General features: G+C 61.2%; 35 protein-coding genes. 32 read left to right on the forward strand and 3 right to left on the reverse strand.

Translation table 11 applies throughout. From position 1 onward, the window contains the following. Window positions 1–561: DUF7666 domain-containing protein (locus tag ACTJI5_RS09420; RefSeq protein WP_440860096.1), on the reverse strand; the 561-nt coding region annotated here is incomplete at its 3' end. Window positions 562–708: 147 nt separating this feature from the next. Here ACTJI5_RS09420 and ACTJI5_RS09425 point away from each other — a divergent pair. After that, the gene (locus tag ACTJI5_RS09425) at window positions 709–1,020 is read left to right on the forward strand and encodes a hypothetical protein (RefSeq protein WP_440860097.1); all 312 of its coding nucleotides are present in this window, start codon (window positions 709–711) and stop codon (window positions 1,018–1,020) included. Window positions 1,021–1,282: 262 nt separating this feature from the next. On the opposite strand, the gene ACTJI5_RS09430 is transcribed toward ACTJI5_RS09425, so the two are convergent. Then, window positions 1,283–2,170, reverse strand: a complete 888-nt coding sequence (locus tag ACTJI5_RS09430; protein WP_440860098.1) for a S24 family peptidase — start codon at window positions 2,168–2,170, stop codon at window positions 1,283–1,285. Between ACTJI5_RS09430 and ACTJI5_RS09435 the strand changes: the two genes are divergently transcribed. The 30 genes from ACTJI5_RS09435 (at window position 2,096) to ACTJI5_RS09580 (ending at window position 21,903) form a co-directional block, all read left to right on the forward strand. Next, entirely contained in the window at window positions 2,096–2,260 is a 165-nt protein-coding gene (locus ACTJI5_RS09435; protein WP_440860099.1) for a carph-isopro domain-containing protein, read from the forward strand. The genes ACTJI5_RS09430 and ACTJI5_RS09435 overlap by 75 nt on opposite strands. A 2-nt stretch (window positions 2,261–2,262) precedes the next feature. Further along, a complete protein-coding gene (locus tag ACTJI5_RS09440) occupies window positions 2,263–2,433 on the forward strand; it encodes a hypothetical protein (RefSeq protein ID WP_440860100.1) in 171 nt (56 codons plus the stop codon). Then, complete coding sequence (locus ACTJI5_RS09445) at window positions 2,430–2,717, forward strand: hypothetical protein (RefSeq protein WP_440860101.1); 288 nt, start codon at window positions 2,430–2,432, stop codon at window positions 2,715–2,717. Before ACTJI5_RS09440 ends, ACTJI5_RS09445 begins: the two co-directional genes overlap by 4 nt. Beyond that, on the forward strand, window positions 2,707–3,186 hold the full coding sequence (locus ACTJI5_RS09450; RefSeq protein ID WP_440860102.1) for a hypothetical protein: 480 nt from the start codon (window positions 2,707–2,709) through the stop codon (window positions 3,184–3,186). Before ACTJI5_RS09445 ends, ACTJI5_RS09450 begins: the two co-directional genes overlap by 11 nt. Window positions 3,187–3,292: 106 nt before the next feature. Beyond that, complete coding sequence (locus tag ACTJI5_RS09455; protein WP_440860103.1) at window positions 3,293–3,430, forward strand: hypothetical protein; 138 nt, start codon at window positions 3,293–3,295, stop codon at window positions 3,428–3,430. Next, complete coding sequence (locus ACTJI5_RS09460) at window positions 3,427–3,924, forward strand: VRR-NUC domain-containing protein (RefSeq protein ID WP_440860104.1); 498 nt, start codon at window positions 3,427–3,429, stop codon at window positions 3,922–3,924. Before ACTJI5_RS09455 ends, ACTJI5_RS09460 begins: the two co-directional genes overlap by 4 nt. Next, a complete protein-coding gene (locus ACTJI5_RS09465; protein WP_440860105.1) occupies window positions 3,921–5,276 on the forward strand; it encodes a replicative DNA helicase in 1,356 nt (451 codons plus the stop codon). Before ACTJI5_RS09460 ends, ACTJI5_RS09465 begins: the two co-directional genes overlap by 4 nt. Before the next feature lie 740 nt (window positions 5,277–6,016). Continuing rightward, a complete protein-coding gene (locus tag ACTJI5_RS09470) occupies window positions 6,017–6,256 on the forward strand; it encodes a hypothetical protein (protein WP_440860106.1) in 240 nt (79 codons plus the stop codon). Window positions 6,257–6,312: 56 nt separating this feature from the next. Then, window positions 6,313–6,591 (forward strand): hypothetical protein, encoded by a 279-nt coding sequence (locus ACTJI5_RS09475; RefSeq protein ID WP_440860107.1) that lies wholly within the window; start codon window positions 6,313–6,315, stop codon window positions 6,589–6,591. Next, a complete protein-coding gene (locus ACTJI5_RS09480; RefSeq protein ID WP_440860108.1) occupies window positions 6,588–6,836 on the forward strand; it encodes a hypothetical protein in 249 nt (82 codons plus the stop codon). The genes ACTJI5_RS09475 and ACTJI5_RS09480 overlap by 4 nt, the downstream gene beginning before the upstream one ends. Continuing rightward, window positions 6,829–7,383 carry a hypothetical protein gene (locus tag ACTJI5_RS09485; protein ID WP_440860109.1) on the forward strand — a complete coding sequence of 185 codons (555 nt, stop codon included), beginning with the start codon at window positions 6,829–6,831 and terminating at the stop codon, window positions 7,381–7,383. The genes ACTJI5_RS09480 and ACTJI5_RS09485 overlap by 8 nt, the downstream gene beginning before the upstream one ends. A 14-nt stretch (window positions 7,384–7,397) precedes the next feature. Next, a complete protein-coding gene (locus ACTJI5_RS09490) occupies window positions 7,398–7,595 on the forward strand; it encodes a helix-turn-helix domain-containing protein (protein WP_440860110.1) in 198 nt (65 codons plus the stop codon). Further along, window positions 7,592–7,906, forward strand: coding sequence for a hypothetical protein (locus ACTJI5_RS09495; RefSeq protein WP_440860111.1), 315 nt, complete (start codon window positions 7,592–7,594; stop codon window positions 7,904–7,906). Before ACTJI5_RS09490 ends, ACTJI5_RS09495 begins: the two co-directional genes overlap by 4 nt. Window positions 7,907–8,294: 388 nt before the next feature. Continuing rightward, window positions 8,295–8,720 carry a hypothetical protein gene (locus ACTJI5_RS09500; protein WP_440860112.1) on the forward strand — a complete coding sequence of 142 codons (426 nt, stop codon included), beginning with the start codon at window positions 8,295–8,297 and terminating at the stop codon, window positions 8,718–8,720. Beyond that, complete coding sequence (locus ACTJI5_RS09505) at window positions 8,717–10,042, forward strand: hypothetical protein (protein ID WP_440860113.1); 1,326 nt, start codon at window positions 8,717–8,719, stop codon at window positions 10,040–10,042. The genes ACTJI5_RS09500 and ACTJI5_RS09505 overlap by 4 nt, the downstream gene beginning before the upstream one ends. Continuing rightward, the gene (locus ACTJI5_RS09510) at window positions 10,039–12,069 is read left to right on the forward strand and encodes a portal protein (protein ID WP_440860114.1); all 2,031 of its coding nucleotides are present in this window, start codon (window positions 10,039–10,041) and stop codon (window positions 12,067–12,069) included. Before ACTJI5_RS09505 ends, ACTJI5_RS09510 begins: the two co-directional genes overlap by 4 nt. Then, window positions 12,066–12,266, forward strand: coding sequence for a hypothetical protein (locus ACTJI5_RS09515; RefSeq protein WP_440860115.1), 201 nt, complete (start codon window positions 12,066–12,068; stop codon window positions 12,264–12,266). Before ACTJI5_RS09510 ends, ACTJI5_RS09515 begins: the two co-directional genes overlap by 4 nt. Further along, on the forward strand, window positions 12,260–12,538 hold the full coding sequence (locus ACTJI5_RS09520) for a hypothetical protein (protein WP_440860116.1): 279 nt from the start codon (window positions 12,260–12,262) through the stop codon (window positions 12,536–12,538). Before ACTJI5_RS09515 ends, ACTJI5_RS09520 begins: the two co-directional genes overlap by 7 nt. A gap of 34 nt (window positions 12,539–12,572) precedes the next feature. After that, on the forward strand, window positions 12,573–13,550 hold the full coding sequence (locus ACTJI5_RS09525; RefSeq protein WP_440860117.1) for a hypothetical protein: 978 nt from the start codon (window positions 12,573–12,575) through the stop codon (window positions 13,548–13,550). A 2-nt stretch (window positions 13,551–13,552) separates the two neighbouring features. Next, on the forward strand, window positions 13,553–14,524 hold the full coding sequence (locus ACTJI5_RS09530; RefSeq protein WP_440860118.1) for a DUF5309 domain-containing protein: 972 nt from the start codon (window positions 13,553–13,555) through the stop codon (window positions 14,522–14,524). A gap of 45 nt (window positions 14,525–14,569) precedes the next feature. Continuing rightward, entirely contained in the window at window positions 14,570–14,725 is a 156-nt protein-coding gene (locus ACTJI5_RS09535) for a hypothetical protein (RefSeq protein ID WP_440860119.1), read from the forward strand. Next, entirely contained in the window at window positions 14,722–15,042 is a 321-nt protein-coding gene (locus tag ACTJI5_RS09540) for a hypothetical protein (protein ID WP_440860120.1), read from the forward strand. Before ACTJI5_RS09535 ends, ACTJI5_RS09540 begins: the two co-directional genes overlap by 4 nt. Window positions 15,043–15,049: 7 nt before the next feature. Beyond that, window positions 15,050–15,682: a phage adaptor protein gene (locus ACTJI5_RS09545; protein WP_440860121.1), complete on the forward strand. Its 633-nt coding sequence runs from the start codon at window positions 15,050–15,052 to the stop codon at window positions 15,680–15,682. Next, window positions 15,679–17,082, forward strand: coding sequence for a hypothetical protein (locus ACTJI5_RS09550; RefSeq protein ID WP_440860122.1), 1,404 nt, complete (start codon window positions 15,679–15,681; stop codon window positions 17,080–17,082). The genes ACTJI5_RS09545 and ACTJI5_RS09550 overlap by 4 nt, the downstream gene beginning before the upstream one ends. Further along, entirely contained in the window at window positions 17,079–17,315 is a 237-nt protein-coding gene (locus ACTJI5_RS09555; RefSeq protein ID WP_440860123.1) for a hypothetical protein, read from the forward strand. The genes ACTJI5_RS09550 and ACTJI5_RS09555 overlap by 4 nt, the downstream gene beginning before the upstream one ends. After that, window positions 17,315–17,662 (forward strand): hypothetical protein, encoded by a 348-nt coding sequence (locus ACTJI5_RS09560; protein WP_440860124.1) that lies wholly within the window; start codon window positions 17,315–17,317, stop codon window positions 17,660–17,662. Before ACTJI5_RS09555 ends, ACTJI5_RS09560 begins: the two co-directional genes overlap by 1 nt. Further along, window positions 17,659–18,318 carry a hypothetical protein gene (locus ACTJI5_RS09565; RefSeq protein ID WP_440860125.1) on the forward strand — a complete coding sequence of 220 codons (660 nt, stop codon included), beginning with the start codon at window positions 17,659–17,661 and terminating at the stop codon, window positions 18,316–18,318. The genes ACTJI5_RS09560 and ACTJI5_RS09565 overlap by 4 nt, the downstream gene beginning before the upstream one ends. After that, complete coding sequence (locus ACTJI5_RS09570) at window positions 18,319–18,915, forward strand: hypothetical protein (protein WP_440860126.1); 597 nt, start codon at window positions 18,319–18,321, stop codon at window positions 18,913–18,915. It begins immediately after the preceding gene. Between the two features lie 10 nt (window positions 18,916–18,925). Then, the gene (locus ACTJI5_RS09575; protein WP_440860127.1) at window positions 18,926–19,291 is read left to right on the forward strand and encodes a lytic transglycosylase domain-containing protein; all 366 of its coding nucleotides are present in this window, start codon (window positions 18,926–18,928) and stop codon (window positions 19,289–19,291) included. Beyond that, window positions 19,291–21,903, forward strand: coding sequence for a hypothetical protein (locus ACTJI5_RS09580; RefSeq protein ID WP_440860128.1), 2,613 nt, complete (start codon window positions 19,291–19,293; stop codon window positions 21,901–21,903). Before ACTJI5_RS09575 ends, ACTJI5_RS09580 begins: the two co-directional genes overlap by 1 nt. Before the next feature lie 175 nt (window positions 21,904–22,078). Here ACTJI5_RS09580 and ACTJI5_RS09585 read toward each other — a convergent pair whose 3' ends face one another. Further along, window positions 22,079–22,357, reverse strand: a complete 279-nt coding sequence (locus ACTJI5_RS09585; RefSeq protein ID WP_440860129.1) for a hypothetical protein — start codon at window positions 22,355–22,357, stop codon at window positions 22,079–22,081. An 89-nt stretch (window positions 22,358–22,446) separates the two neighbouring features. On the opposite strand from ACTJI5_RS09585, the gene ACTJI5_RS09590 reads away from it, so the two are divergent. Continuing rightward, window positions 22,447–22,785 (forward strand): hypothetical protein, encoded by a 339-nt coding sequence (locus ACTJI5_RS09590; RefSeq protein WP_440860130.1) that lies wholly within the window; start codon window positions 22,447–22,449, stop codon window positions 22,783–22,785. Window positions 22,786–22,807: the final 22 nt, after the last annotated feature.

A 22,807-nucleotide genomic window follows, 5' to 3' on the forward strand; every position in this document is an offset into this window, starting at 1 on the left:
GTAGCCGCTGTTCGAGGCCGCACCGCTGTCGCCGCTGTTCGAGGCCGCACCGCTGTAGCCGCTGTTCGAGGCCGCACCGCTGTCGCCGCTGTTCGAGGCCGCACCGCTGTAGCCGCTGTTCGAGGCCGCACCGCTGTCGCCGCTGTTCGAGGCCAGCCCAAGACGTGCCCGGTTGGTCGCCTTATCCTTGCCCTTGGCTCGCGACATGACGAACTCGACCGCGCGCAATGCCAGATCGTGGAGGGATATTTCGACGCCGAGCGTGATCTTGGCAGAGGCAACTTTCGCACCTTCACCATCGCGGCTCATTTCGCCCGCTTGGGTCACGTCAAAATAGCGCGAGGTCGCCGGGGCGTAGAACTGAAAGACGTTCAGAGGATGCTCGGCGGCATCGCAAGCATGAAAGCCGCCCGCACATGCCTGAACCGTTCCCGTGTGCTCGTAGGTCTTGCCGACCTCGAACTGGAAGCCGCGGCACGTCAGGTCTCTTTCGAAGCCCTTGATCGATGCGATCTCGACGGGGGCGGTTTCGGTTTCGGCGGCTTTCGCTTTGCGAGGCATGTTTTGGCTCCAACTCGTTTCGTTGGAACCGGTGTACGCGCCGTACGTACACACGTCAAGCGGAAAACGTACGGTAAATGCGTACGCATCCTAAACGTATGAAATGTACACCCTATTTCTTATGATGGCGGGATGAGGGGGAATAGCATGAAAGCCATTATCTTGATCGCCGCGAGCCTGAGCCTGTCGGCCACCGCTGTTGCGCGTGACACCTATGTGAAGCCGCACGTGCGGTCGGACGGCACCTATGTGCAGGGGCATTACCGCTCGTCACCGAACAGCACGCCGAGCGACAATTACTCGACCTCGCCGAACTACAATCCGTACACTGGTCGGCAAGGCACGGTAGATCCGTATGCGCCGCCCCGCGTGCAGCCCTACCAGTATAAGCCGCAGACCTATACACCGCCGAAGCCTCCGAAGCCGCTTTACGGCTACAAGCCGCCTCGCGGGTACTGATGCGGATTTTCCTGCTCGGCCTAGCACTGATCGCCAGCACGGCGTCAGCTCAACCAGGCATTCCGTATAAACTTGTTCTGACATGGTCTGCGGGTGGCGTCACGGTAGCAGACTACCCGAGCGCCGCACGTTGTGCGGCTGCGCAAAGGGCGTTAGAGGCCGAAGCGGAGCGCCGCAAGCAGCGCGCACAAGAGCAGTCTGAGCGGTCTGGCGGGATGATCGTTGGGGGACCTTGGATCGTTTACGGCGTTTGTATCCCCGGCTAGGCGAGTAGCTCGGCCCAAGGGATGACGCGGTGAATATGCGACACGCGCTCGCTGTTGACCTTGAACGTGGCGGCGGGGCCGAACTGCTCCAGCTCGACATAACTGGTTGAGCGCCGAACCAGGCGCTTGATGAGGCATGCTGTCACGCGCTCGCCGTCATCTTCCGGGGATCTGATAAAGACCAGCACGTCATCGCCGACCATCGGCGGGCGCTTGCTGTCCACGAAAGCGACCTCGCCCTCTTGGAACCGCGGCGCCATCGACGAGCCTTGGATATAGACCGCATAGACGTCCTTGCGCCCCGATAAGGCTGACGGACGCGAGAAGTAGTTGATGACCTCGCCTTGATCGAGGTGCGTCTGCTCAATCGCCACGCCATCGAAAGTCGCTGGAGCACCAAGCGCAGTGCCGTAGACCGGGATGTCGCGGGCCATGCGGCCCGCCCGCTCATCCCCCATCGTCAGAGGGGTGGCATTCGGCGTCGGCAAATCTGCCAGCGCCCAAATCTCATCGGCCGTCACATTCGATCCTTGGAAGCCCAGCGCCAGCTTCTTCGCTTGGGACGTCGTAATCGGCCCGTCAAAATCATCGCTGAAATAACGCTGCACCGACGAGCGGCCCGCGTAGCCGGCGGCCTTGGCAATCTGATCGTAGGACAGTCCCGACCGCTCTTGGAGCCGTCGAAGCCGCGCGCCTGTAGATTCGTCTGTCATGCCCGACTTATCGCCGTCCGTACGTACGTTTTCTACGCGCAGCGGTGCGTACAAAAATGTTTTGCAATCCGTACGCAATGAGCGTACGTCATCGAAATGACTGATATCGAAATCCTCAAGCAGCTCGGCGGTATTCGTCCTGCGGCTCGCAAGCTGGGCCATCGAAATCATACGACGGTCCAAGGCTGGTGGGATCGCAACCGCATCCCGCCTGATCGCCGCCCCGAAGTTGAGCGAGTGCTCGCTGAACAGGCAGCCTGACCATGAACGCGGGGGATCAGCCACGCGGCGGTCATCTGCTCACCAGCCACATGGTTGGTGAGGTTCAGGTGAATATCCGCATCGGTCATCTGGACCACATGCCCCGCTGCGCCAAATGCGGCCGCGCGCTTTGCTCGCATAGCGATGCCGAGTTCAAGGGCCAGCCCGCATGATCGTCCGCAACGCCTATCTCGCTGGGTCGCGAGAGTCCGCGCACGCTTCTGCAAATGTCGAGCGCGGGCAGGGGGAGGGCGATATTCTCCCGCTCTCCCCCGATAATCACAACACCCCCGCTCGTGAACGCCTGATCGACGCCGAGCGAGGCAATCCATTCAGCGACGATGCTTCCAATCAGCCGGGCACGGTCGTCCTGATCGGCATCGGCGACAGCGGGATTGCTGTCCCGTTCCGGTTTTTCCCTTTCATCCATGAGCGTGAGATAGCCAATGTCCTCTGACAATTCCGCGAACTTTCAACCTCTTGTTTCCCGCGAACGCATCGGGAACGCTCAAGGCGCTGCGCTGCGGCTCTTCGTGGGGCGCGGCCGCCGCTATTCCGTGAAGCAGCTCGCCAACGGCAGCGGCATCAAGGATCGGGTCATTGAGAGCGCCATGTGCGCCGTAGAAAGCCCAGACTACCGCCCTCTCTCGCAAGAGGCGCTGGCGAGCATCGGCCTGTTTCTCGGCGCGACCTTCACGAACGAATGGATCGGGCTGATGGGGCAGGGGGCTTTTGACCTTCCCGACGAGGAACCCGATCCCGGCGCGCTCGCGGCGGACAACAGCGACGACAACGCTACCGTCACCCGCGCCGCCATCGACGGCAAATTCGACGATTACGAGCGCCCCGGCCTGACGGTCGTTGGCTCGCGCATGGTCACTCGCGGCAGCCAGTTGGTCGCTCTCGGCAAGCGTCGTGCAGCATGAACGATCCCGTCACAATCCCGCTCTGGCTAGCGGTAATCGTCCCTCTCTCCACGGCTACGTTCGGCTTTCTGGTTTGCGCATGGATGACCATGGCGGGGAGGGGCGAGTGATCGCGCGCCTGATCTTCCGCCTGCGCATGCTGCGCTTCCCGAAAGCCCCGACACACCCCCGCGCACCCGATGGCCGCTTTGTCTCGCGCCATGAATGGCGTCTGGCGAAGATGCGTGAAGGTGTCGGCGGGTGAGTAAATCCGAATACGCCCCTGTAGCTGACTGCCGCGCCGCACCTTGGCATTATGACGAGGTTGGCGTTGCTATGGACAGCTTCGGCCGCCGCAGTTCCGAGATTGCCATACAGGCGAGCATCGTCAAGGGCCTGCCGATCATCGTCCCGTGCATGGTATCAGCGGTTCCCAACGGCACCTACATCGCCAGCAAGGCGGGTAGGGGCAAGGCGAGGCGGGAAGGGTTGGCGACTGGCTATCCTGACCTGATTATCGACGGGATCGGCGAGAACGCCGGGAAGGTGTGCCGCGCCGAGATCAAGGCCGGTGGCCCGGTGACGCTATCGCAATACGCCATGCTGAACCGTCTTCACGACGGCGGGCACCTGTGCGGCCTGTTCCGCTCGCTCGATACCCTGACGGGCTTCCTGCTCGCCAATGGCTGGCACACCCGCGAATGCACCCCGATTGGTGAAGCCGCTAATCGCGTGCTTGGACGGATGCTCATCGGATGATCGCCAACGTCGAAGCCGAGAACGTCGTGCTCGCGGCGATGCTGATAGACAGCGGCAAGATCGATCGCATTGCGGACATCGTGCAGCCAGAGGATTTTGTAGATCCGCTGCTGGGCCGCCTGTTCCTCGCCTCGCGCGATTCCTACTTTGCCGGGAAGGCGTGCGGGGCCGTCGCGCTGAACAGCATGTTCGCCAGTGACGAGGCATATCAGTCCGCCGGTGGCTTCGCCCTGCTCGCCAATCTCACCGGGAACAGTGTTGCCCTCATCGGCGCGCTCGACCTCGCCAAGCAGGTGTCCGATCTCGCCAAGCGCCGCCGCATCGCGGAAGGCATGGCCGACGCAATGGATATGGTTGCCGACCAGTCGGTGAGCCTCTCCGATGTCGTTGAGCATGTCGACACGGCCATGTCGGCCGCTGCCGAGCAAAGCAGCGGTATCAGCTTCATGACGGGCGCCGGCTGTCTCGATGCCATGATGGCGCAGCTCGACAGCAAAGACCGCGGCGTCACCTGCAAGGTTATCCCGCCGATGGATGACCTGTTGGGCGGAGCCAGGCGCAAGCAGATGATCGTGCTCGCCGCACGCCCCGCCATGGGGAAGACGGCGGTTGCCCTCTCGTACAGCCTAGGCGCTGCGCAGAACGGCCATGGCGTCCTCTATATCTCGCTCGAAATGTCCGGAGCCGAGCTTGGTGCGCGCATGGCCGCTGACCTTTGTTTCGATGGTCACGGCGGGGTCTATTACGGCGATCTCGTCAATCAAGATATCAAGCCCCGCGACCGCGACAAGATCAAGCAGGCTCGCCAGATGCTCGCCGACATGCCCATTGAGGTTGTCGACGCCTCCAGCCTGTCAGTGCATCGCCTTGGGGTCATGGTGCGCCGCTACGCCCGCCGCTTCGCTGCCAAGGGTGAGCGCCTAGACCTCGTTGTCGTCGACTACCTCCAGCTTCTGTCCGCCGACAAGGGCAAGAGCGCCTATGAAGCGGTTAGCCAGATTAGCCGCGCGTTGAAGGCCATCGCCAAGGAGCATGATGTTGCCGTGCTCGCGCTCGCCCAGCTCAGCCGCGAAGTCGAGAAGCGCCCCGGCTGCCGCCCGCAACTCTCTGACCTCCGTGACAGCGGGCAGATCGAACAGGACGCCGACACGGTGATGTTCCTGCTCCGCAACGAATATTATCTGAGCAAGGAACAGCCCGAGCCCCACACTGCCGAACACATGAAGTGGGAGCAGTTGATGACAGAGAATAAGGGCAAAATCGAGTTCCTGTGCGCCAAGCGCCGCAACGGCGAAACCGGCAAAGGGGTGGGGGCTTTCCATGGCGCCTACCAAGCAGTGCGCGGCCTATGAAGGTATCTGATCTCATCGAGTCCATGAGTGCCGCTGGTGCGCCGATGGAAGCAATACTGATCGCCATACGGGCTATCGAAGAGGGGCAGGATGCTATCGACTCCCGCCGCGCCGCCGAGCGTGACCGTAAGCGTCGCCAACGCGCCAAAGCCGGTGACACGGACGGGACAGTCACGGGACAGTCACGGGACAGTCACGAGGACATCCCCCTTTCCCTCCCCCCCAATGAAAAAATATCTAACCCCCCCACCCATACCCCCGAGAATATAACACCCGCGCGTAAGGGGGACCGGACCAAGCCGCATATCCCTGCCAAGCCCGACGACGTTTCGGGACAAACTTGGGCTGATTTCGTCCAGCACCGGAAGGTGAAGCGCGCCCCGGTCAGCGAAACCGCGATGGCTGGAATCCGCCGAGAGGCCAAAATCGCCGGCTGGTCTCTGGAAGCTGCTCTTGCCGAGACGGTTTCGAGGGGATGGCAGAGCTTCAAAGCTGAGTTTGTGGCCCCGAAAGCCAACGGTCCCGCTGGACCTGCACCCGGATCGTTCCTCGCTCACCTCAGCGGTGCCAGCCCATGACCCCCACCAAGTGGAAGCCACCCCGCACCGGGGACGCGCCGCTCAAGGTCAAGTTCCGCGACGGCACGACCAGCAAGACGGCTCTCCCGGCAGCAAAGTGGAATTGGGCGAACCGGGAATTCGCATTCGACATCATAGCATTTTGGAAAGAGGAGAATTGAGATGACAGACGCAATCCACCCCGCACCCGTCGAGTTTACCGCCGAGCAGTTGGCCGACGATCCGATCCTGCGGTATTTCCACTACAGCCACCTCCCGCCCGCATTGCAGGCCATGTCGGTGAATTTCTGCAACATGGCGCGCATCGTCGTGTCGAATCTGCCGCGCAATGCCGAACGTTCGGTCGCGCTTCGCAAGTTGCTGGAAGCCAAGGACGCTGCTGTTCGGGCGAACGTCAAGTGACCACCCCCAACCACATCCAAGGCCCTCCACTAAGAGACGATGGACCGCTAGAGACGATGGCCAGGGCGATCATTGAGGCGCAAGGCTATTCGCCGAGCGAGAACGAGCTTGCCCGCGCTCGCGACGAGGTTCCCGGCATCCTCGCTGCCCTCACAGAAGCCGGTTACGCCATCGTCCCGATAGAGCCGACCGAGGAGATGCTTACCGCCGGGAATTCTGTCGAGATGACTAACGTCCCTGACTGCGATCCGCCGGTTGAACTGCCCGATTCGTGGGGCATCTACCGCGCCATGCTCCGCACGGCTGCCCCCATCGATACCAAGGAGGGGGAATGATGGCCGCCATCACTGAAACAACGCTTATCGAAGCGCTCCGCCTCTCGATCCGCGGGCAGATTGAAGAGATCATCGAAGAGGAAGGCACCGCGGCCGCTGAGCGGGTCCGCAAGCGTGTCGCTGATGTCGCGCCGTCTATGGCCACCCGGCTGCTTACTCACTTCGACATCGCGCGCGATGAACGCCGGATCGTCATCGAAATACGCAAGATCATGGACGACAACGGGGGATCCAAGAATGGCTAAGGGGCGCCCACGTAAGCAGGGTCGGCGAGACGCCAAGGGTAAACTTCGCCCGATCATCATGCCCGACCGCGGCAACGATCGGACGGCAGCGAAGAAAGACAAGTACGGCACCGATGGCTGCGATGCCATCGGAAGAGCTTATCGCGCCGGCCTTCTGGGAGAAGATGGGCAGGCGCTTATGCGAGCCGGTCGCGACATTTACCGCATATACTGGTCCACCTTCGGCGTTGGCAAGATCAACTGCACCTTAGGCGACCAAGGCGGTGGTTCCGGCTACATGGGCGAAAAGAGAACCGAGGATTGGTTGAACCGCAAACTTGCTGACATTGGCCCAGTCGGAGGGGGGGGGCGATCCGCATTCGATCAACTGGTTCTCGACGATCACTTTGATTACGGCCCAGATTGGCTAGATTTTTTGATTATGTGCAAGGAATCTCGGCCATCCGATCCACTCCCAGAAATCCCCAGGGCAAAGCTTGATCTGGCGATAGAGGCGCTTCAGATCATTGTCCACGGCGACAAATACCGAAAGGAGCTGGCCGCATGACAAAGGAGAAGACAATGGAACCGATCGCCGTTTCCCCCAAGGGCGCCTGTCGCGCTCTCGATTACGGACTGACCAAAATCTACGATCTCATTAACGCTGGCGAGCTTGAGGTCTTCAAGGATGGTCGGGCAACCCGCATCACGACTGCCAGCATCAAGGGCTATGTGGAGCGTCGCAAGGCCGAAACTGCCGGGTTGGGGCCGAGGCCATGATGAAGGTTACTGAGACGTGGCGCTCAACGAAGATCGAGGATTGCGAGTTCCGCATCCGAACTCGGAAGATGTGCGGGGACGCCGGGCTCGCGACCTTGGGGCAGGCGGACCCGCTCGACTGGCCAGAGATGAAGGCATTAGGGTTGGGGATTGTCGCTTTCGCAGAGATAAAAGGGCTTCTGGAGGCAATACCCGGTTCGCGGTACTTCAAGCTGTTGCACGCACGAACGACGCGCGACCTTCTGGAGAGCAGGATTGCCAGACTTGAAATCGAGCTAGCCGCCACGAAGGCGGAGCTTAACGGGTATTGACATACCCGCCGAGATCATTCAAAACACGGATTAATTGAACATGGCGCTCTGCGTCACAAGGCCCCGGCAATCGCGCTGGGGCTTTTTCGTTTCCGGCGCGTTGCTCCTTTCCGCAGCCGGTTCCCGCCGCCAGCACATCGACAATCGCACAGTCCTCCCTTGCTGGATGCGATGATGCTGCGCGGCGGGTTTCATTCGACAGGAAGCGCGTTCTCCTTGGCCCGACCGTCGGCGGCGGGCTTAACGGCTATTCTGGTTCACGACTCAACGCTGTGAGCTTCCGGGCTTTGTACGGGGCCTTCATTAGAGCAGCGAAGATAGCAACGCCGACAATTCACGATCCGAAACTGCCCACCCCATCGGGGAGCAGAAAGAGAGGATTGGCCCGATGGCTGGACGACCTTGCGCATACAGCGAAGATATCGCGCGAGACATTTGCTTGCGGCTTATGGAGGGCGAGAGCCTTCTTGCGATTTGCGCCGACGAAGCGATGCCAGCCAGAAGCTCCGTTTATCTGTGGCTGCATGGGAATTCGGAATTTTCGGACAAGTACGCGCGCGCACGCGAGGTGCAGGCAACGACGTTCTTCGATGAAGTCCATGAAATTTCAGACAATACCATGCTTGGGGAAAAGCGGACGATCAAAGCCGATGGGGCTGTTGAGGTCGTCCAGTCCGACATGATCGAGCATCGGCGATTGCGCGTGGAATCTCGAAAATGGATGGCAGCGAAGCTGGCGCCAAGGAAATACGGCGACAAGCTTGATGTCGAGCATAGCGGCAACTTGACCGTGGTCGTTAACAAGCCGGCATGAGCAGAATCGAACTGCCGAACAACTGGCAGCCGAGAGATTATCAGGTGCCGCTCTGGCGATACATGCACAGCGGCGGCAAGCGGGCTATTCCGATTTGGCCGCGTCGACACGGCAAGGACGACGTAGCACTCCACTACACGGCCTGCGCCGCCCATGAGCGCACCGGGGTATATTGGCATTTGCTGCCGCAGCAGAATCAAGCGCGGAAGGCCATTTGGGACGCGGTGAACCCTCACACGGGCAGGCGTCGTATCGACGATGCCTTTCCGCACGAGCTGAGAGAGACGACCCGCGAACAGGATATGTTGATCCGGTTCAAATGCGGCTCGACATGGCAGGTCATCGGATCTGACAATTATGACGCGCTGGTCGGGACGCCACCGGTTGGGGTGGTGTTTTCGGAATGGGCGCTGAGCAATCCTCAGGCTTGGTCGCTGGTTCGCCCGATCCTTGCTGAGAACGGCGGCTGGTCGCTGTTCATCACGACGCCGCGCGGCCGCAATCACGCGCACCGCATGTTCGAGATGGCGCAGAAGTCTGACGACTGGTTCGCCGAGCGCCTGACGGCCGACAATACCGGGGTGTTCTCTGCCGAGACGTTGGCAACCGAACTGGCCGAGCTGAAAGAGGAACGCGGCGAAGAGGACGGTGAGGCGATATACCAGCAGGAATATATGACCAGCTTCTCCGCTGGCCTGCCTGGGGCCTACTACGCCAAGTTGATCGATAGACTCGATGCCGACGGTAAGATTGGCTTTGTCCCGTATAACCCCCAGCGGCAAGTCCACACCGCGTGGGACTTAGGGCGCAACGACCAAACAGCAATCTGGTTCATCCAGGCGAACGGCGCCGGCTGGGATATTATCGATTACCTCGCCGCAACGAGCGTTGGCATTGATTGGTATGTCAAAGAGGTTCGGGGCAAGCCGTATAACTACGGGGAACACCTGCTTCCGCACGACGCCGATAACGAGCACTTGGTCAGCACGACAGGCTCGATCGCCGAGACGGTCGAAAGCATGGGGCTTAAGGGCGTCCGCGTCGTTCCCCGCACCAAGAGCGTTGCCAACGATATCAACGAGGTCCGGCAAATACTGCCGATGTGCCGCTTCGACAAAGAGAAGACCGAAAAGGGACTGGATGCGCTCCGGTCCTATCGCCGTGTTTGGGACGAGAAGCTGAAATCATACCGCGACACGCCGCTCCACGATTGGGCGAGCGACCCGTCCGACGCATTCCGCACCTTCGCGATCGGCAAGCCGAACGATGTTCACGCGCCCAAGGCGCTCGACCTTAGCAGATTGATGAAAGGGGTAGCATGAAGCCCGAACCCCTAGACGAAGACGAACTGGTCAACGCTCTCAAGAACGAGGCGGACAGTGCCTGCACGTTCCACGACACCGCGCTTGCCGAGCGTCAGGAGCAGTGCCTGAAATATTACGACGGCGACCTGTTCGGCGATGAAGTTGAGGGGCTTTCCCAGATCGTCGTCAAGGACGTGCAGGAAACCGTCGACTACATGACGATCAGCGTCCTGCGCACGTTCGTCGCTGGTGACCGCGTGGTCGAGTTTCAGGCGAAGTCGCCGGAGGAAGAAGAGGCCGTCGATCAGGCGACCGAAACGATCCAGCAGATTTTCATGCAGCACCAGGACGGTTACCGCGTTCTGCACGACTGGCTCAAGGCGGGGTTGATCGAGATCATCGGCGTCGTGAAGTCCGCGGTGATCGAAGAGGACGCCGTTGACGAGCAGGTGTTCGAAGCTTCCGCCGAAGAGATCGCGGCAGCCGACGAACGCGGCGAAGTCCCCGAGGACGCGGAGATCATCGACAATGGCGACGGTTCATTTCGCGTCACGGTGAAGAGGGCGACCAAGCGCCGCTATTTCTGCGATTATACGGTGCCGAGCGAGGAATTTCGTTTCAGCGCGCGTACCCGGCACGAGGACAAGGCGGACTACCTCGCCCACGTCTGCCGCAAGACCCGCTCCGATCTCGTTGAGATGGGTTTCGACGTTGACACAATCTATGATCTGCCCACTGGCGACGACACGCTGTGGACCGATGGGCGTTCGCAGGAACGAGACGAGGGCTTTGACAGGGGCTGGTCGGACACCCGCCAAGCCTCCATGCAAGAGCTGGAGCTTTGGGAAGAGTATATCCGCATCGACGCGGACGGCGACGGCATCGCTGAGCTTCTGAAATGCTTCCGCGTTGGTGACCGGCTGCTTGGTGATCCCGAGATTGTAACGGACCATCCTTTCACGGTCTTTTGCCCGTTCCCGCGCCCGCATCGCATGGTTGGCGACAGCCTCGCAGAGAAGGCGATGGACATCCAGCGCATCCGCTCGGTGGTCGCCCGCCAGTTGATGAACGGAATGTATCTGTCGAACATGCCTCGCTATTGGGTGCCGACGGAGAGCACGACCGAAAACACGATCAACGATTTGCTCACTGTCATCCCCGGCGCCCCGGTGCGAGGGAAGGGTGCTGCCCCCCAAGCGCTCAACGATGGCTTCGACATCGGCAAGTCTCTTGGCGTGCTGGAGTTCTGGTCTGGCGAGAAGGAAAGCCGCACCGGTATTACCCGGATGAACCAGGGTCTCGATGCCGACGCTCTGAACAAGACAGCGACCGGCACGGCGTTGATGCAGGCACAGGGCCAGCAATACGAAGAATTCATCGCCCGCAACTTCGCCGAGTGCGTGGGCCGCATGTTCTGGCGCAAGTACCGCTTGGTCAAGGATGCGGGCGAGCCGTTCACTGTCAAGGTTGGCGGCAGCTACGCAGAGGTTGACCCCTCGCGGTGGCCTGATGAGCCTGACCTGATCATTCGCACGGGCCTTGGCACGAACCGCAAGGAATACCGCATCGCCCAGCGGATGCAGTTGCTGGAGATCCAGCGCGAAGGTCTGGAGATCGGCTTGGTCGACAAGCAGCGTCTGTTCAACAGCGCAGCGGGCCTCGTCCGTGATATGGGCATCGGCCAGCCTGACGACTATTTCACCGATCCCAAGAACGCGCCGCCTGAAGAGCCGAAGCCCGATCCTGAAATGGTGAAGGCCCAGATGGACGCGCAGGCGCAACAGGCGAAGATCGAAGGCGAGCAGCAACTTTCTGCCATCCGCATTCAGGGGCAGCGCGAAGAGGCGGCGGCGAAGCAGCAACTCGCACGGGAAGAAGCGGAATTTCAGGCGCAGCTCGCTCGCGAAAAATTCGAGTTCGAGAAAGAGCAATCCCGCGACCGAATGATGTTTGAAGCGTCCATGGCTCGCGAGCAAGCCGCCCTAAAGGCGCAGACGGCGGTTGAGGTGAGCAAGAACCGCCCCGGTGGGGATCTAGACAAATGAGCCGCTATTTTACCAAGCGCCCGCGCTCCGAAGGATGGTGCGGCGATGACCTGTTCGACGACGAGCGCGGCGGCTTCGCCCCCTCGATCACCGTTGACGAGCATGTGGCCATCGACACCGGCCTTATCGATGCTGATGGGAGCCCCATCTGGCGCGCGCCCAACCCTGTGGGTTTTGGCCGGGACGACGAATGGTGATGGACCCCAAAGCCCGCTCTGATCGCTGGCGCGCCTTCTATCAGGAGGAAGGCGGCCTGCACGACATGCTGACCGATTTGCGCCGCGCCTATTTCGAGCGCGCCGCTGATCTCGGCGCCAAGGACACTGACGGCCTGTGGAAGCTCTCGATAGCGTCCAAGCTCGTTGACGAACTGGACCGTCATGTCGGCGCGGTCATCGGGGCAGGCGATCTCGCCGCCCATGAAGACGAACACCTCGCCCGCATCCGCAAGGTCGGGAAGCTTTTCTAAGCCGCGCTTCGGCGCATAATCATGGAGTAGAGTCATGGCCCATCCGAACGAAGGTTCGGAAGCCGTTGACGTGTCCGAATCCCTTGGGGATGACGGCGCGGTAGCGGCTTTTGCAGATTACCTCGAAAACGAGGATGAAGAATTGCCCGAAGACGGCGAACCCGAGGGGGATGACCCTGACGGCGAGACGGACGAGGGTGAGGAAGCAGACGAGGACGAGCAGGAAGGCGACGAACCGGAAACGGCCATCGAAGCTCCTGTCAGTCTGAATGCGGACGAGAAGGCGGTATTCGCGCAGCTTCCCCCGGAAGCCCAGCGCGCATGGGCCGCCAGCGAAGCTCGCCGCAATTCACAAGTCCAGGATGCGACCACCAAAGCCGCCAATGCCCAGCGCGCCGCACAGTCGCACGCAGCAGAGGCGCACAGCAAGGCGAAGGCGGTATTCGCCACCCAGCTTGCGGAGTTCGCAAGCCATCTCGCCCCGACCCCTCCCGATCCCATGTTGGCTCGTGAGAACCCGGGCGAATATATCGCACAGAAAGCCCATTACGACGCCGCGAAAGCCCAGCATGACGAACTCGTGCAGCAAGTAGGCGCGCTCGGTGACGAGGCCAGTCAGGAAATCGATCAGGCGTTTATCCAGCAGCGCGACCGGGAACTTCTAGCCATCCCAGAGGTCGCGAACGAGGAAACGCGGACGGACTTCTTCGACCGGGCCTTCGGCGTGGCAGAGGCGCTTGGATATGATCGCGACATCCTCTTGCGGGATGGCAACGCGACGGACTTCAAGGCGCTGGTGGCCGCCCATGGGTGGAAAGATAAAGCTGCGAAATACGACGCCATCATGGCGAAGCAGATGCAGCGTGTGCGGAATGGAAAGACCGCCAAGCCGGGTGCAGCCCAGCCGAAAGGCAGCAGCACAGCCCGTGCCCTCAAAGACGCAACCACGAGGCTCCGCAAGACCGGCAGTGATGCCGACGCGATTGCGGCATTCGAAGCACAAGGATTTTAGACATGGCAGTACCCGGTAATACCTTCCAGCGCGCGGGCAAAGTCGCCGTGCGCGAAAGCCTGCACGACACGATCAGCAATATCGCGCCGACGCAGACCCCGTTCATCTCGAATATCGGTAGCGACAACGCCAACCAGACCTATGAGGAATGGCTGACCGACACCCTTGCCGCCGCTGATGCCGATAACAAGGTCATCGACGGCGACGACGCTGCGAACGATGCTCTCACCGACGCTGTGCGCTTGGGTAACTACACCCAGCTCATGGATAAGGTTGTGGGCATCTCGACGACCACGCAGTCGGTCAAATCTGCGGGCAATCAGACCAAGATGGCCTACCAGATGTTGAAGAAGTCGAAGGAAATCAAGCGCGACATGGAAAAGCGCTTCTGCGGCAACTATGCTGCGGTTCCTCTGGCCAACGGCACGGCTGGCGAATCCGCCGGCATGGTCGCGTTCATCCGCACCAACGGATCGCGCGGCGCAACCGGCGCGGCGGCTACCCTGTCGGGCACGACCGCAGGTTACATCAACGCCGCGGCGACCAACGGCACGCTCCGCACCTTCACTGAGGCTCTGATCAAGGAAGCCATTCAGGAAGCGTGGAACGAGGGCGGTGAGCCGACGATGGCGCTCATGTCGGGCACCCTCAAGCAGACGGCTTCGACCTTCACTGGCATCGCGGAGATCCGCAAGGATGCGCCGGGGAGCAAGGCGGCGACCATTATCGGCGCTGCTGACGTGTATGTTTCCGACTTCGGCAACATCTCGTTCACCCCGTCGCGCTTCACCACGGGCCGTGACGTGTCGATCATTGATCCGTCGCTGTGGGAAGTCCTGTACCTCCAGCGGTTCAACACCAGCGAACTGGCGAAGACGGGCCACGCCGACCGCAAGATGCTTGCGGTTCAGGCAACGCTCAAGTGCGCCAACGAACTGGGCAATGCCAACATCGCAGACGTTCAGGCGGCATAACGATCTGGGGGAGGCTTCGGCTTCCCCCTTTTTATGGAGGCAACCATGACGACCGACACCAAGAAGCCCGACGCCACGCTGACCGTCACCAAAGGCAACATTGCCTTCGACAAGGACGGCAAGAAGCGCGTCGCGGGCGACGAAATCACGCTGACCGCCGAGACGGCCAAGGCGCTCAAAGACAAGAAGATCGTCGAATGAAGAAGTTCCTGCTCGACTACGACCCGTTGAATGGCGTCCGCCAATATTTCGGCGTGGACGCAGACGGGCAGGAATATCTTATCGACGAGATTGACGCGCCGACCACGAAGGCGGTTATCGACCAGAATGCACGCATCGAAGGGCAGGGGATGGGGAAGGACATGCGCCTCGCCGCCTCTATCCCGGTGCAGGTGATTTTTGAGTGGATCGACAAATACGGCATCGACCTTTTCAACCCCAATCACAAGGAAGGGGTCAAAAGGCTGCTGAACTCGTCTGAGTATCGCTATCTCCGTGTAAATAGTTTCATGTTGTGAGGTCGCCATGACGATTGTTATTTCGACCGAAGACAGCGTTCGCTTCCAGACGCTGGCGGGCCTCAAGGAATCGATCTCCGCGCGTCTGGATCGCACGTTCGACAATGACGACCTGACGGACTTCATCTACCTTGCTGAGCGCGAAATGGAGCGGGTTCTGCCCGTCGCTGCTCGTGAGGTGACGACCGCGCTTTCGGTTAGCGCCCAGACCTCGCCACTGCCGATCGATTTCAAGGCTGTTCGGCATATCACGGTCGGCTCTGGCGTGTCGCTGAGCCTCGCCGCTGCCTCTGTGGTTGCCAACAACCAATGCACTGGCTGCCCGAACGCCTACGCCATCATCGCCCAGCAACTTTGGTTCTCCCCGATCCCGAACAGCACCCATAACGGGACGCTGGTCTACGAGCGGAAGATACCGGCGCTGACGGAATCGGCCCCGTCGAATTGGGTGCTCGACAAGCATCCTGACGCCTATTTCTACGGCGCGCTCGTTCAGGCTTCGGACTTCATCGAGGACGCGACCAAGATCGGCCGCTACCGGACGATGTTCGAAACGGTACTCGGGCAGATGATCGAAGAGAGCGAGCGCTACCGGAACAGCGGCGCGCCTCTCAAGCCGACAATGATTGGCGTGGTGTGAGGATTGACCTTCCGGCGTATCTGCCGGACCAGTCCATCAACAGCGGTGTCATCACGATAGCGGAGAACGTGTACCGTTCGGTTGATGGCTACCGTCCCGTGCGGGATTTCCTGACCGGCTCCGATGCGCTGCCAAACCCGTTCAACGGCGGTGCTGCGTTCATCTCGACGGGCGGGACAAGCTATCTTCTGGCGGGGACCACCGAAGAGCTTGTTCGCTACTCGGCTGGAGGCTGGGTGGACCTGTTGACGGGCCTGACGGTCTCTCAACGGTGGGCCTATACGCAGTTTGGCGATTACGTCGTGACGGTCAACGGCGGGGCCACTCAAGTGGTAGACCTGAATGCGGGGACAGCCGGAGCGCTTGCTGGCGCCCCTCCTGGGACGTGTATTACCGTCGTTGGCGATCAGGTGGTGATCGGACAGGCGGACGGGAACATCTTGCTCATCAAATGGTCGGCGTTCAACGATCACACGGGATGGACTCCGGGGACCAATCAGAGCGGTTTCCAGCCCATGTTGACCGGCGGTGAGGTCATGGGGCTGGCAGGGGGCGAGTTTGGGGTCATCCTCCAGCGCCAGCGCCTCGTTCGCATGTCGCGCACCGGGGATGCGGACGCGCCCTTCGCCTTCGATGAAATCACCCCGAATGTTGGCTGCGCATCGAAGGGAAGCGTAGCTCAAGCGGGGAGGTCGGTGTTTTTCCTGTCCGATCGCGGCTTCATGGCCTGCGAGGATGGGCAGGTTCCGTTGCCTATCGGTAACGAAAAGGTCGACCGCGACTTTCAGGCGCAGATTCCGCGAGACGAATGGCATCGCATTTATTCGGCCGTCGATCCGCGCAATACGCTGGTCTGGTGGATGCTGCCCGGTGTCATGGGCAAAATTTGGATTTACAACTGGACGATGCAGGAATGGTCGTTCGGGACATTCTCCTGTGACGGGATGTTCTCTGGCTTCACCTCGTCTGTCGATACCGACAATGCGGGCATCACGAACACCGACGCCGATCCGGCGCTGACCGTCGACGATCCTCGCTTCTCGGGCGGGGCGCCTCGGTTGTTCATGGTGCAGGATGGCGAGATCGGCACGATGGAGGGCGTACCACTCAAGGCCCGCATCGGAATGGGCTTTGTCGAATTCAGTAAGGACGCCGTATCGCGCATTCGCTCGTTCCGACCGGTTGGCGACATGACGGCGGCAGAATGCGTGCTGGACTGCCGCCAGCGGCTCGGGGACGCGGAGAACCTTGTGACGGCAAGCCCCTTGCGGGCGAGCGGAATCATGCCTTGTCGCGCGACGGGAAAGTACGTCAAGACAACGATGACGATCCCCGCTGGCACAGAGTGGGGCTATTGCCGCGCCTTCGAATATGAGCTGAGCGCGGGGGGGCTGCGATGACGATCCCGCGATACAGTCGCACTTCGGATTGGCCTCGTCTGGTCGCTGATGCGGTCAACGCGCTCGAGAACAAGGTGAAGGCGCTGCTCGGGGCGACCGCCTACACAGTGGAGACAATCACCTTCACGCCCATTGCCGAGCCTGCAAGCCCGGTAGAGGGCATGACCTATATGGACAGCACCTCGCACAAGCTGCGGACGTACAACGGCACGACCTGGCAGGATCATTGGTGATGGCCCCGTGGCTGTCCGATTGGTGGCCACAAATTTGCGAAACAGCGGAACGAGGCGGCCACACGGCAGCGGAGATAATCGAGGAGGTTTCGACGGGCAAAGCAATCGGCTGGCCCGTCGATGGCGGCTTCCTGTTGCTCGCCCGCACGGCGGATGATGCGATTTTGATCTGGGTCGGCGTGGGCAAGGGCGTTCGCGATTGGTGCGGCACGGCAGAAGCTGAAATCAGCGCATTCGCCAAGGCGGTGGGCTGCAACAAACTGAAAATTGAAGGGCGGAAGGGCTGGCAAAGGATTTTGCCGCACTGGACGCGCGTGGGCGATGATTTGGAGTTGCCGTTGACATGAAAAGTAAATCGAAATCCACCAATAAGCCTGTGTATGGCGCCCAGATTGAGGGGGCCGCTGGCAATATCACGAACGCCTATAATCAGGCGCAGCCGGGCCTGCAGGCTGGCGCGGATAAGTTCGGCGGCATCTTGGACAGCGTGACTTCAAAATACCAAGCTGGGGACCCCAACATCACCGCCGCTCGCGGCTACAATACCGACGTGCTGGGCGGCAAGTATCTGGGCGCTGGCAATCCCTACCTTGACCAGATGGTTGACAAGGCCGGCAACGAAACGCGCAACCAAGTGTCCGCAAGTTTGGGCACGCGCGGTCTCACGGGCGGCAGCGCGCATAGCGACATCGTTGGACGCGCGGTGGCGGACAAGGCCCTTGGCCTCCGGTACGCCGACTACGGCGCCGAGCGCGACCGCATGGGGCAGGCCGTGTCGCAGGTTCCCGGCCTCATCGCTGCCGAGAACGGCATCCTTGACCCAGCATTTCAAGCCTATGACGCGATGCAGGCCCCCATCCGTGCCGCAATCGGCGCAGGGTCGGGAGTCGGCGGCCTCCTTGGGCAGTACCAGAACACCAAGACCACCCAGAAGGGCTCGCTCGCCGGCCTTCTCGCGCAGATGGCCGGTAACGCGGCCCAAGCATATGCAGGAGGCGGCTAGATGGCTCTCGCACCCGGATTGATGCAGCGTCGCGGCCTGTTCGGCGCATCGGCCCGCGTCCCGCAGCAGCAGCCAGCCATGACCGCTACCGAGCAGCCCATGAAGAAGGGCTTCGACTGGGGCAAGCTGATCGGCGTGCTGGGTGATAGCCTGTCGATCGCTGGCGGCGGGCAGGCTAGCTATGTTCCGATGATGCAGCAGCAGCGCTTGCGCCGTGACGCTCAAGCCTACGCCGAGCAGCAATATCAGCGTCGCCGTGGCGATACGCTGGCTGACCAGCGTTCGCTGCTAGAGTACAAGCGCGCCAATCCGGACCCTGACTATTTCGACGACAACGCGGGCAATCGCTGGTCGATCAATCCGTCTACGGGTGAGAAGAAGCTAATCTTTCGTGACCCGAACGCCAAGCGCATCCCCCAAAAGACCTACGGGCCGAATGGCGAGGAATATATCGAGTACGTCGAAATTCCGAACATGGTCAACGAGGACGGCACGATCCGTCCGGCAATGGCGCCTCAGGCGATGCCGCAGCGTCCGAAAGGCAAACTCACCCCGTACAATGGAGGTCAGACGGCAATCCCGTCTGGTAACTTTTAACGGGCGTGATTTGAACGCGCTCACGGCAGGCGCAGAGAGCGGAAATCGGGACTATTACAGCGACGGCAGGGCGGTGACTTCTCCGAAGGGCGCGCGTTTCGCGATGCAGGTGATGCCTGCCACGGCACGCGATCCGGGGTTCGGCCTTCGCGCCGCCAATCCCAACGACCCGGGCGACATGAACCGGCTGGGGCAGCAATACCGGGCTGTGATGCAGCGGCGCTACGGCGGTGATCTGGCGAAGATGTGGGCGGCCTACAACGCCGGTCCCGGCGCGGTTGACAAGGCCATCCAGAGATACGGACCGCGCTGGCTCGATGCCATGCCTGCCGAAACCAAGAAATACGTAAGCGGCCTTATGGCGAGGGTGAAATAATGCAGCAAGCAGTAGACGAAGACGGCTTCATCTGGAACGTTGACGCGCAGGGCAACCCTGTAGGCGACCGCCCCGTCGGCAACGTGAACCAGCAGCAGCCGTCGCGGATGCAGGTGCGCCCCACCGACCCGGCAAAGCGGTATGAGGAGCCAAAGGCTGCGGCTGGCCTAGTGGGCACTCAGCTCGACAACGAGGCTAAGCGTGCGGCGTTGATGGAGGCTAAATACGGCAAACTGCCAGCCGGGATGCGCTGGAAAGCCGACATGTCGGGTGCCGAATGGATCCCCGGCGTCACGCCCCCGAAGGGCGCTGGCGGTGGTGGCCGCCCCGCATTGACCGCGAAAGAATTCTCGGACGCGGTGGCTGCATATCAGTCAGCAACGAAGCTGCGTAAATCCGCTGAAGAAATGCAGGCACAGTTCGAAAAGACCATCGGCCAGACGAGCGGCCCGATGGGCATTGCTGATTATTTCCCGTCGCAGGACAAGGACGTGTTTAACAGCATGTCCTTGCGCAATCGTGGCGACCTGAAGCGTTCGCAGGGCTTCACTGGCGGCGAGGGCAACACACTTGGCGAGTCCGATCAGCTTTACAGCCCGTACACGCCGTCTACGTGGGATCGCGACACCAACGCACAATCTAAGATCCAGGCTATCCGCGACTTGGCCGACGAAACCGAGCAAAAGGCGATTATGATGCTCGGCGGCACCCCGGACGCCAACGGCAACATCACGCCTGTTCAGCAGGGCGGCCCTACGGTTCTTCCGCAAGCGGAGGGCGCGCAGGCTGATCCCGGCATGGGGCCGATGGGCGTCACGTCTGAGGGTGGGTTGCGCTTCGAGCAGGCGCTAGGGGGGCTTCCTGATCGGGTCGCCGATATGATCGGCAAGGGGGCAGAGCCTAGCGAGGTCACGGCGTTCCTTAATCAGCAATACGGGCAGTTCGGGGCCAGTGTCGGGCCGGATATGGCCGCGACCATTGCTAACATTGTGCAGCGCCACCGCGCCGACCCTCGCCCCCCCATTAAATCGCTGGGTAGCGGCTGGGAAAACTTCTCGATGCTCCCCGCTCAGCAAGAAACGACCATGCTGGGCCGCGCTGCCGATACTGATCTCGGCAACTTCGCCATGAATGCTGCGAACGCAGCCACGGCTGGCTTTCCCGCTTACATGGCAGGAGACCAAGGGGCGGCAGTTATGGACGCTGCGCGCCAGTCGCGACCGATGACTTCCATGGGCGGTGACATTGCTGGCGGCGTTGCGGGCGTTCTCGGTACTGGCGGGATTGCCAATGTCGCCGGACGCTCGGCTATCAAGCCCCTCGCGATGGCAGGGCAGGCGCTCACCAAGGGCGGCTATGTTGGCAATGACATCGCCTTCAGCGCGGCTCGCGGCGGATTCGAGAACGGCCCTGTGGGCGCGCTCGTCGGCGGCGCAGTCGGCGGAGCAGGCAACAAGATTGGTAGCGGCCTCATTGGTGGCGCCGGTCGAGCCGTCCGCGGGGTCACAGATCCCGCCGTGAACCGGCTTGCTGATCGCGGCGTCCAGATGAACCTTTCCGCGCTTGTCGGCAACAAGGGCATGGGTGGCAAGTTCTTGACGGCCCTTGATAGCCTTCCTTTCGTTGGTGCGAACAACACCGCCCGCCTCACTGAAGGATTCGAGCAGGTCAACCGCGAGATCGCCAAAGAGGCGGGGGCGCCCATCGGCTTCACCCCCTCGCGCATCGGCTACGGCGGCGCAGAGGACGGCTTGGCGGCGGCGGGCAACGCTATCGATAATTCGGTTGCGGGCGTGGACGTGCCGCTTGACGCGCAGTTCAACGCTGAATTGCAGGCGGCGTTGGCTCGCGGCGCCGCGCTTCCCGACGATCTGGCCACGCGGTTCAATCTCGCGATGCAAAACCGGGTGAACCCTGCGATTGCAGGCGGCAACTTGACTGGCGACAATTTCAGTCAAGTGATGCGCGGCCTGAAGGGGTACAAGGCGGAAACCCCCAAGGCGGGTTTTGAGCAGGATTACCGAGAGGCCCTGTCCTCTGTGCAGGACGCACTCAAGGGCAATATTTCGCGTAACGCTTCGCCGGAAATCACGCAGAATCTGGACAAAGCGAATACGGCCTACCGTGACTTCAAATTGATCGCGGATGCGGTCAAGCGTGCTCGCACGGGCAGCCGCTCGGGTGAAATGGAAGTCTACACCCCGTCGCAAATGACCGACGCCATTTCGTCCAGCAAATACGCGAGCGCCGGGACTCAGGCGCCGTTTCGTCAGATTGTCGAGGATGCCAACAAGGTTCTGCCCCCGACCGTTCCGAACAGCGGTACTGCGGATCGCATGGCGGCCATGCAAACACTCGCTCTTCCTGCCTCTATGGCAACGGGCGGGGCTGCGGCTACAATAGCTGGCGCCAGTCCGATGGTGTCACTGCCGCTAACCGCACTGGCAATGGCGCTATCGAGTAAGACCGGGGCGAAAGTCGCGCAAAAGGCACTGACCGGGCGCGGACCTACCGCACGAGCTATTGGGGACAAAATCCTGAAGCAACGCCGCAAAGCGGGCCTTTTCGGCGCGGCGACGGGCGCTTCGATGCTGCCGCAGTCTTCGCAATAAATAACGGCGTTTCCGGCGGGCCATCCAGTCTCTCAGCATAGAGGCCAATAGAGCAGAACAACCGCTCGCCACCGCGACGTACATCACTCGATCCATCCCCAATCGCTAACATAACAGGAGCGTAAAAGCCATGCCTGCAATTGACCCGCTACAGAGCAGTTCGGGGCGCTTTGATCTAACCTTGGGTCCAGATGGCGTTTATCGCGTCGATGGGCGGGTGATCCCAAGTGCTGACCACCCCGCCTTCCGCGTTGATGACGGCCAGCTTGTCGTTGATGTCCATCGTGGCGTTCACGACGGCGAAGGCTTCGGCGGGGCTAAGCTGGGTGTTCACGTAGAACAATGAGAACTGGAACTGGTGCCATTGCCCGAGGTCTTTGATCGCGTCGCGCACAGCATCGTAATTCTGCCCCGGCGAATTCAGGTCGTAAGCAATAAATAGATTGTAGGCCATCGTTCCCTCCCAATTCCCGAGGGCAACTTAAGTCGATTCCCCCGGGAGTCGAGTCAGCAAAACCACCAAAATAGAAGGAACGGGAAACCATGAGTTTTTCCGCCTACAGTCTCACGCCCAGCGCGAACCTCACGCTGGCGGGGCTTTCGCTTGCCGAAAACAGCACGGCACTGGCGAGCTACAACAACCAGATGCGCCAGATCATGGCGGACGGCAAAGAGCTGTCCAATCAGGTCGTAGCGATCGGCAACCCGCTGCTGCTGACCGGCGGCACGGTGACGGGGAACATCATTCGCTCGGGCTTCGGCGGCCATTACTACGCGAACGACGCCAGCCACACGGGACCGCGGATTTACACGCTGGTCGATGGCTCGGCGGCGCCGACGTCGCCGCCTGCTGGCTCACTGGTCGCCTACCATGCCGCTTAAGGTGGTCGTGGGCACCGTCGAA

The sequence above is a fragment of the Sphingopyxis sp. 22461 genome (assembly GCF_052044915.1).
Taxonomy (GTDB): domain Bacteria; phylum Pseudomonadota; class Alphaproteobacteria; order Sphingomonadales; family Sphingomonadaceae; genus Sphingopyxis.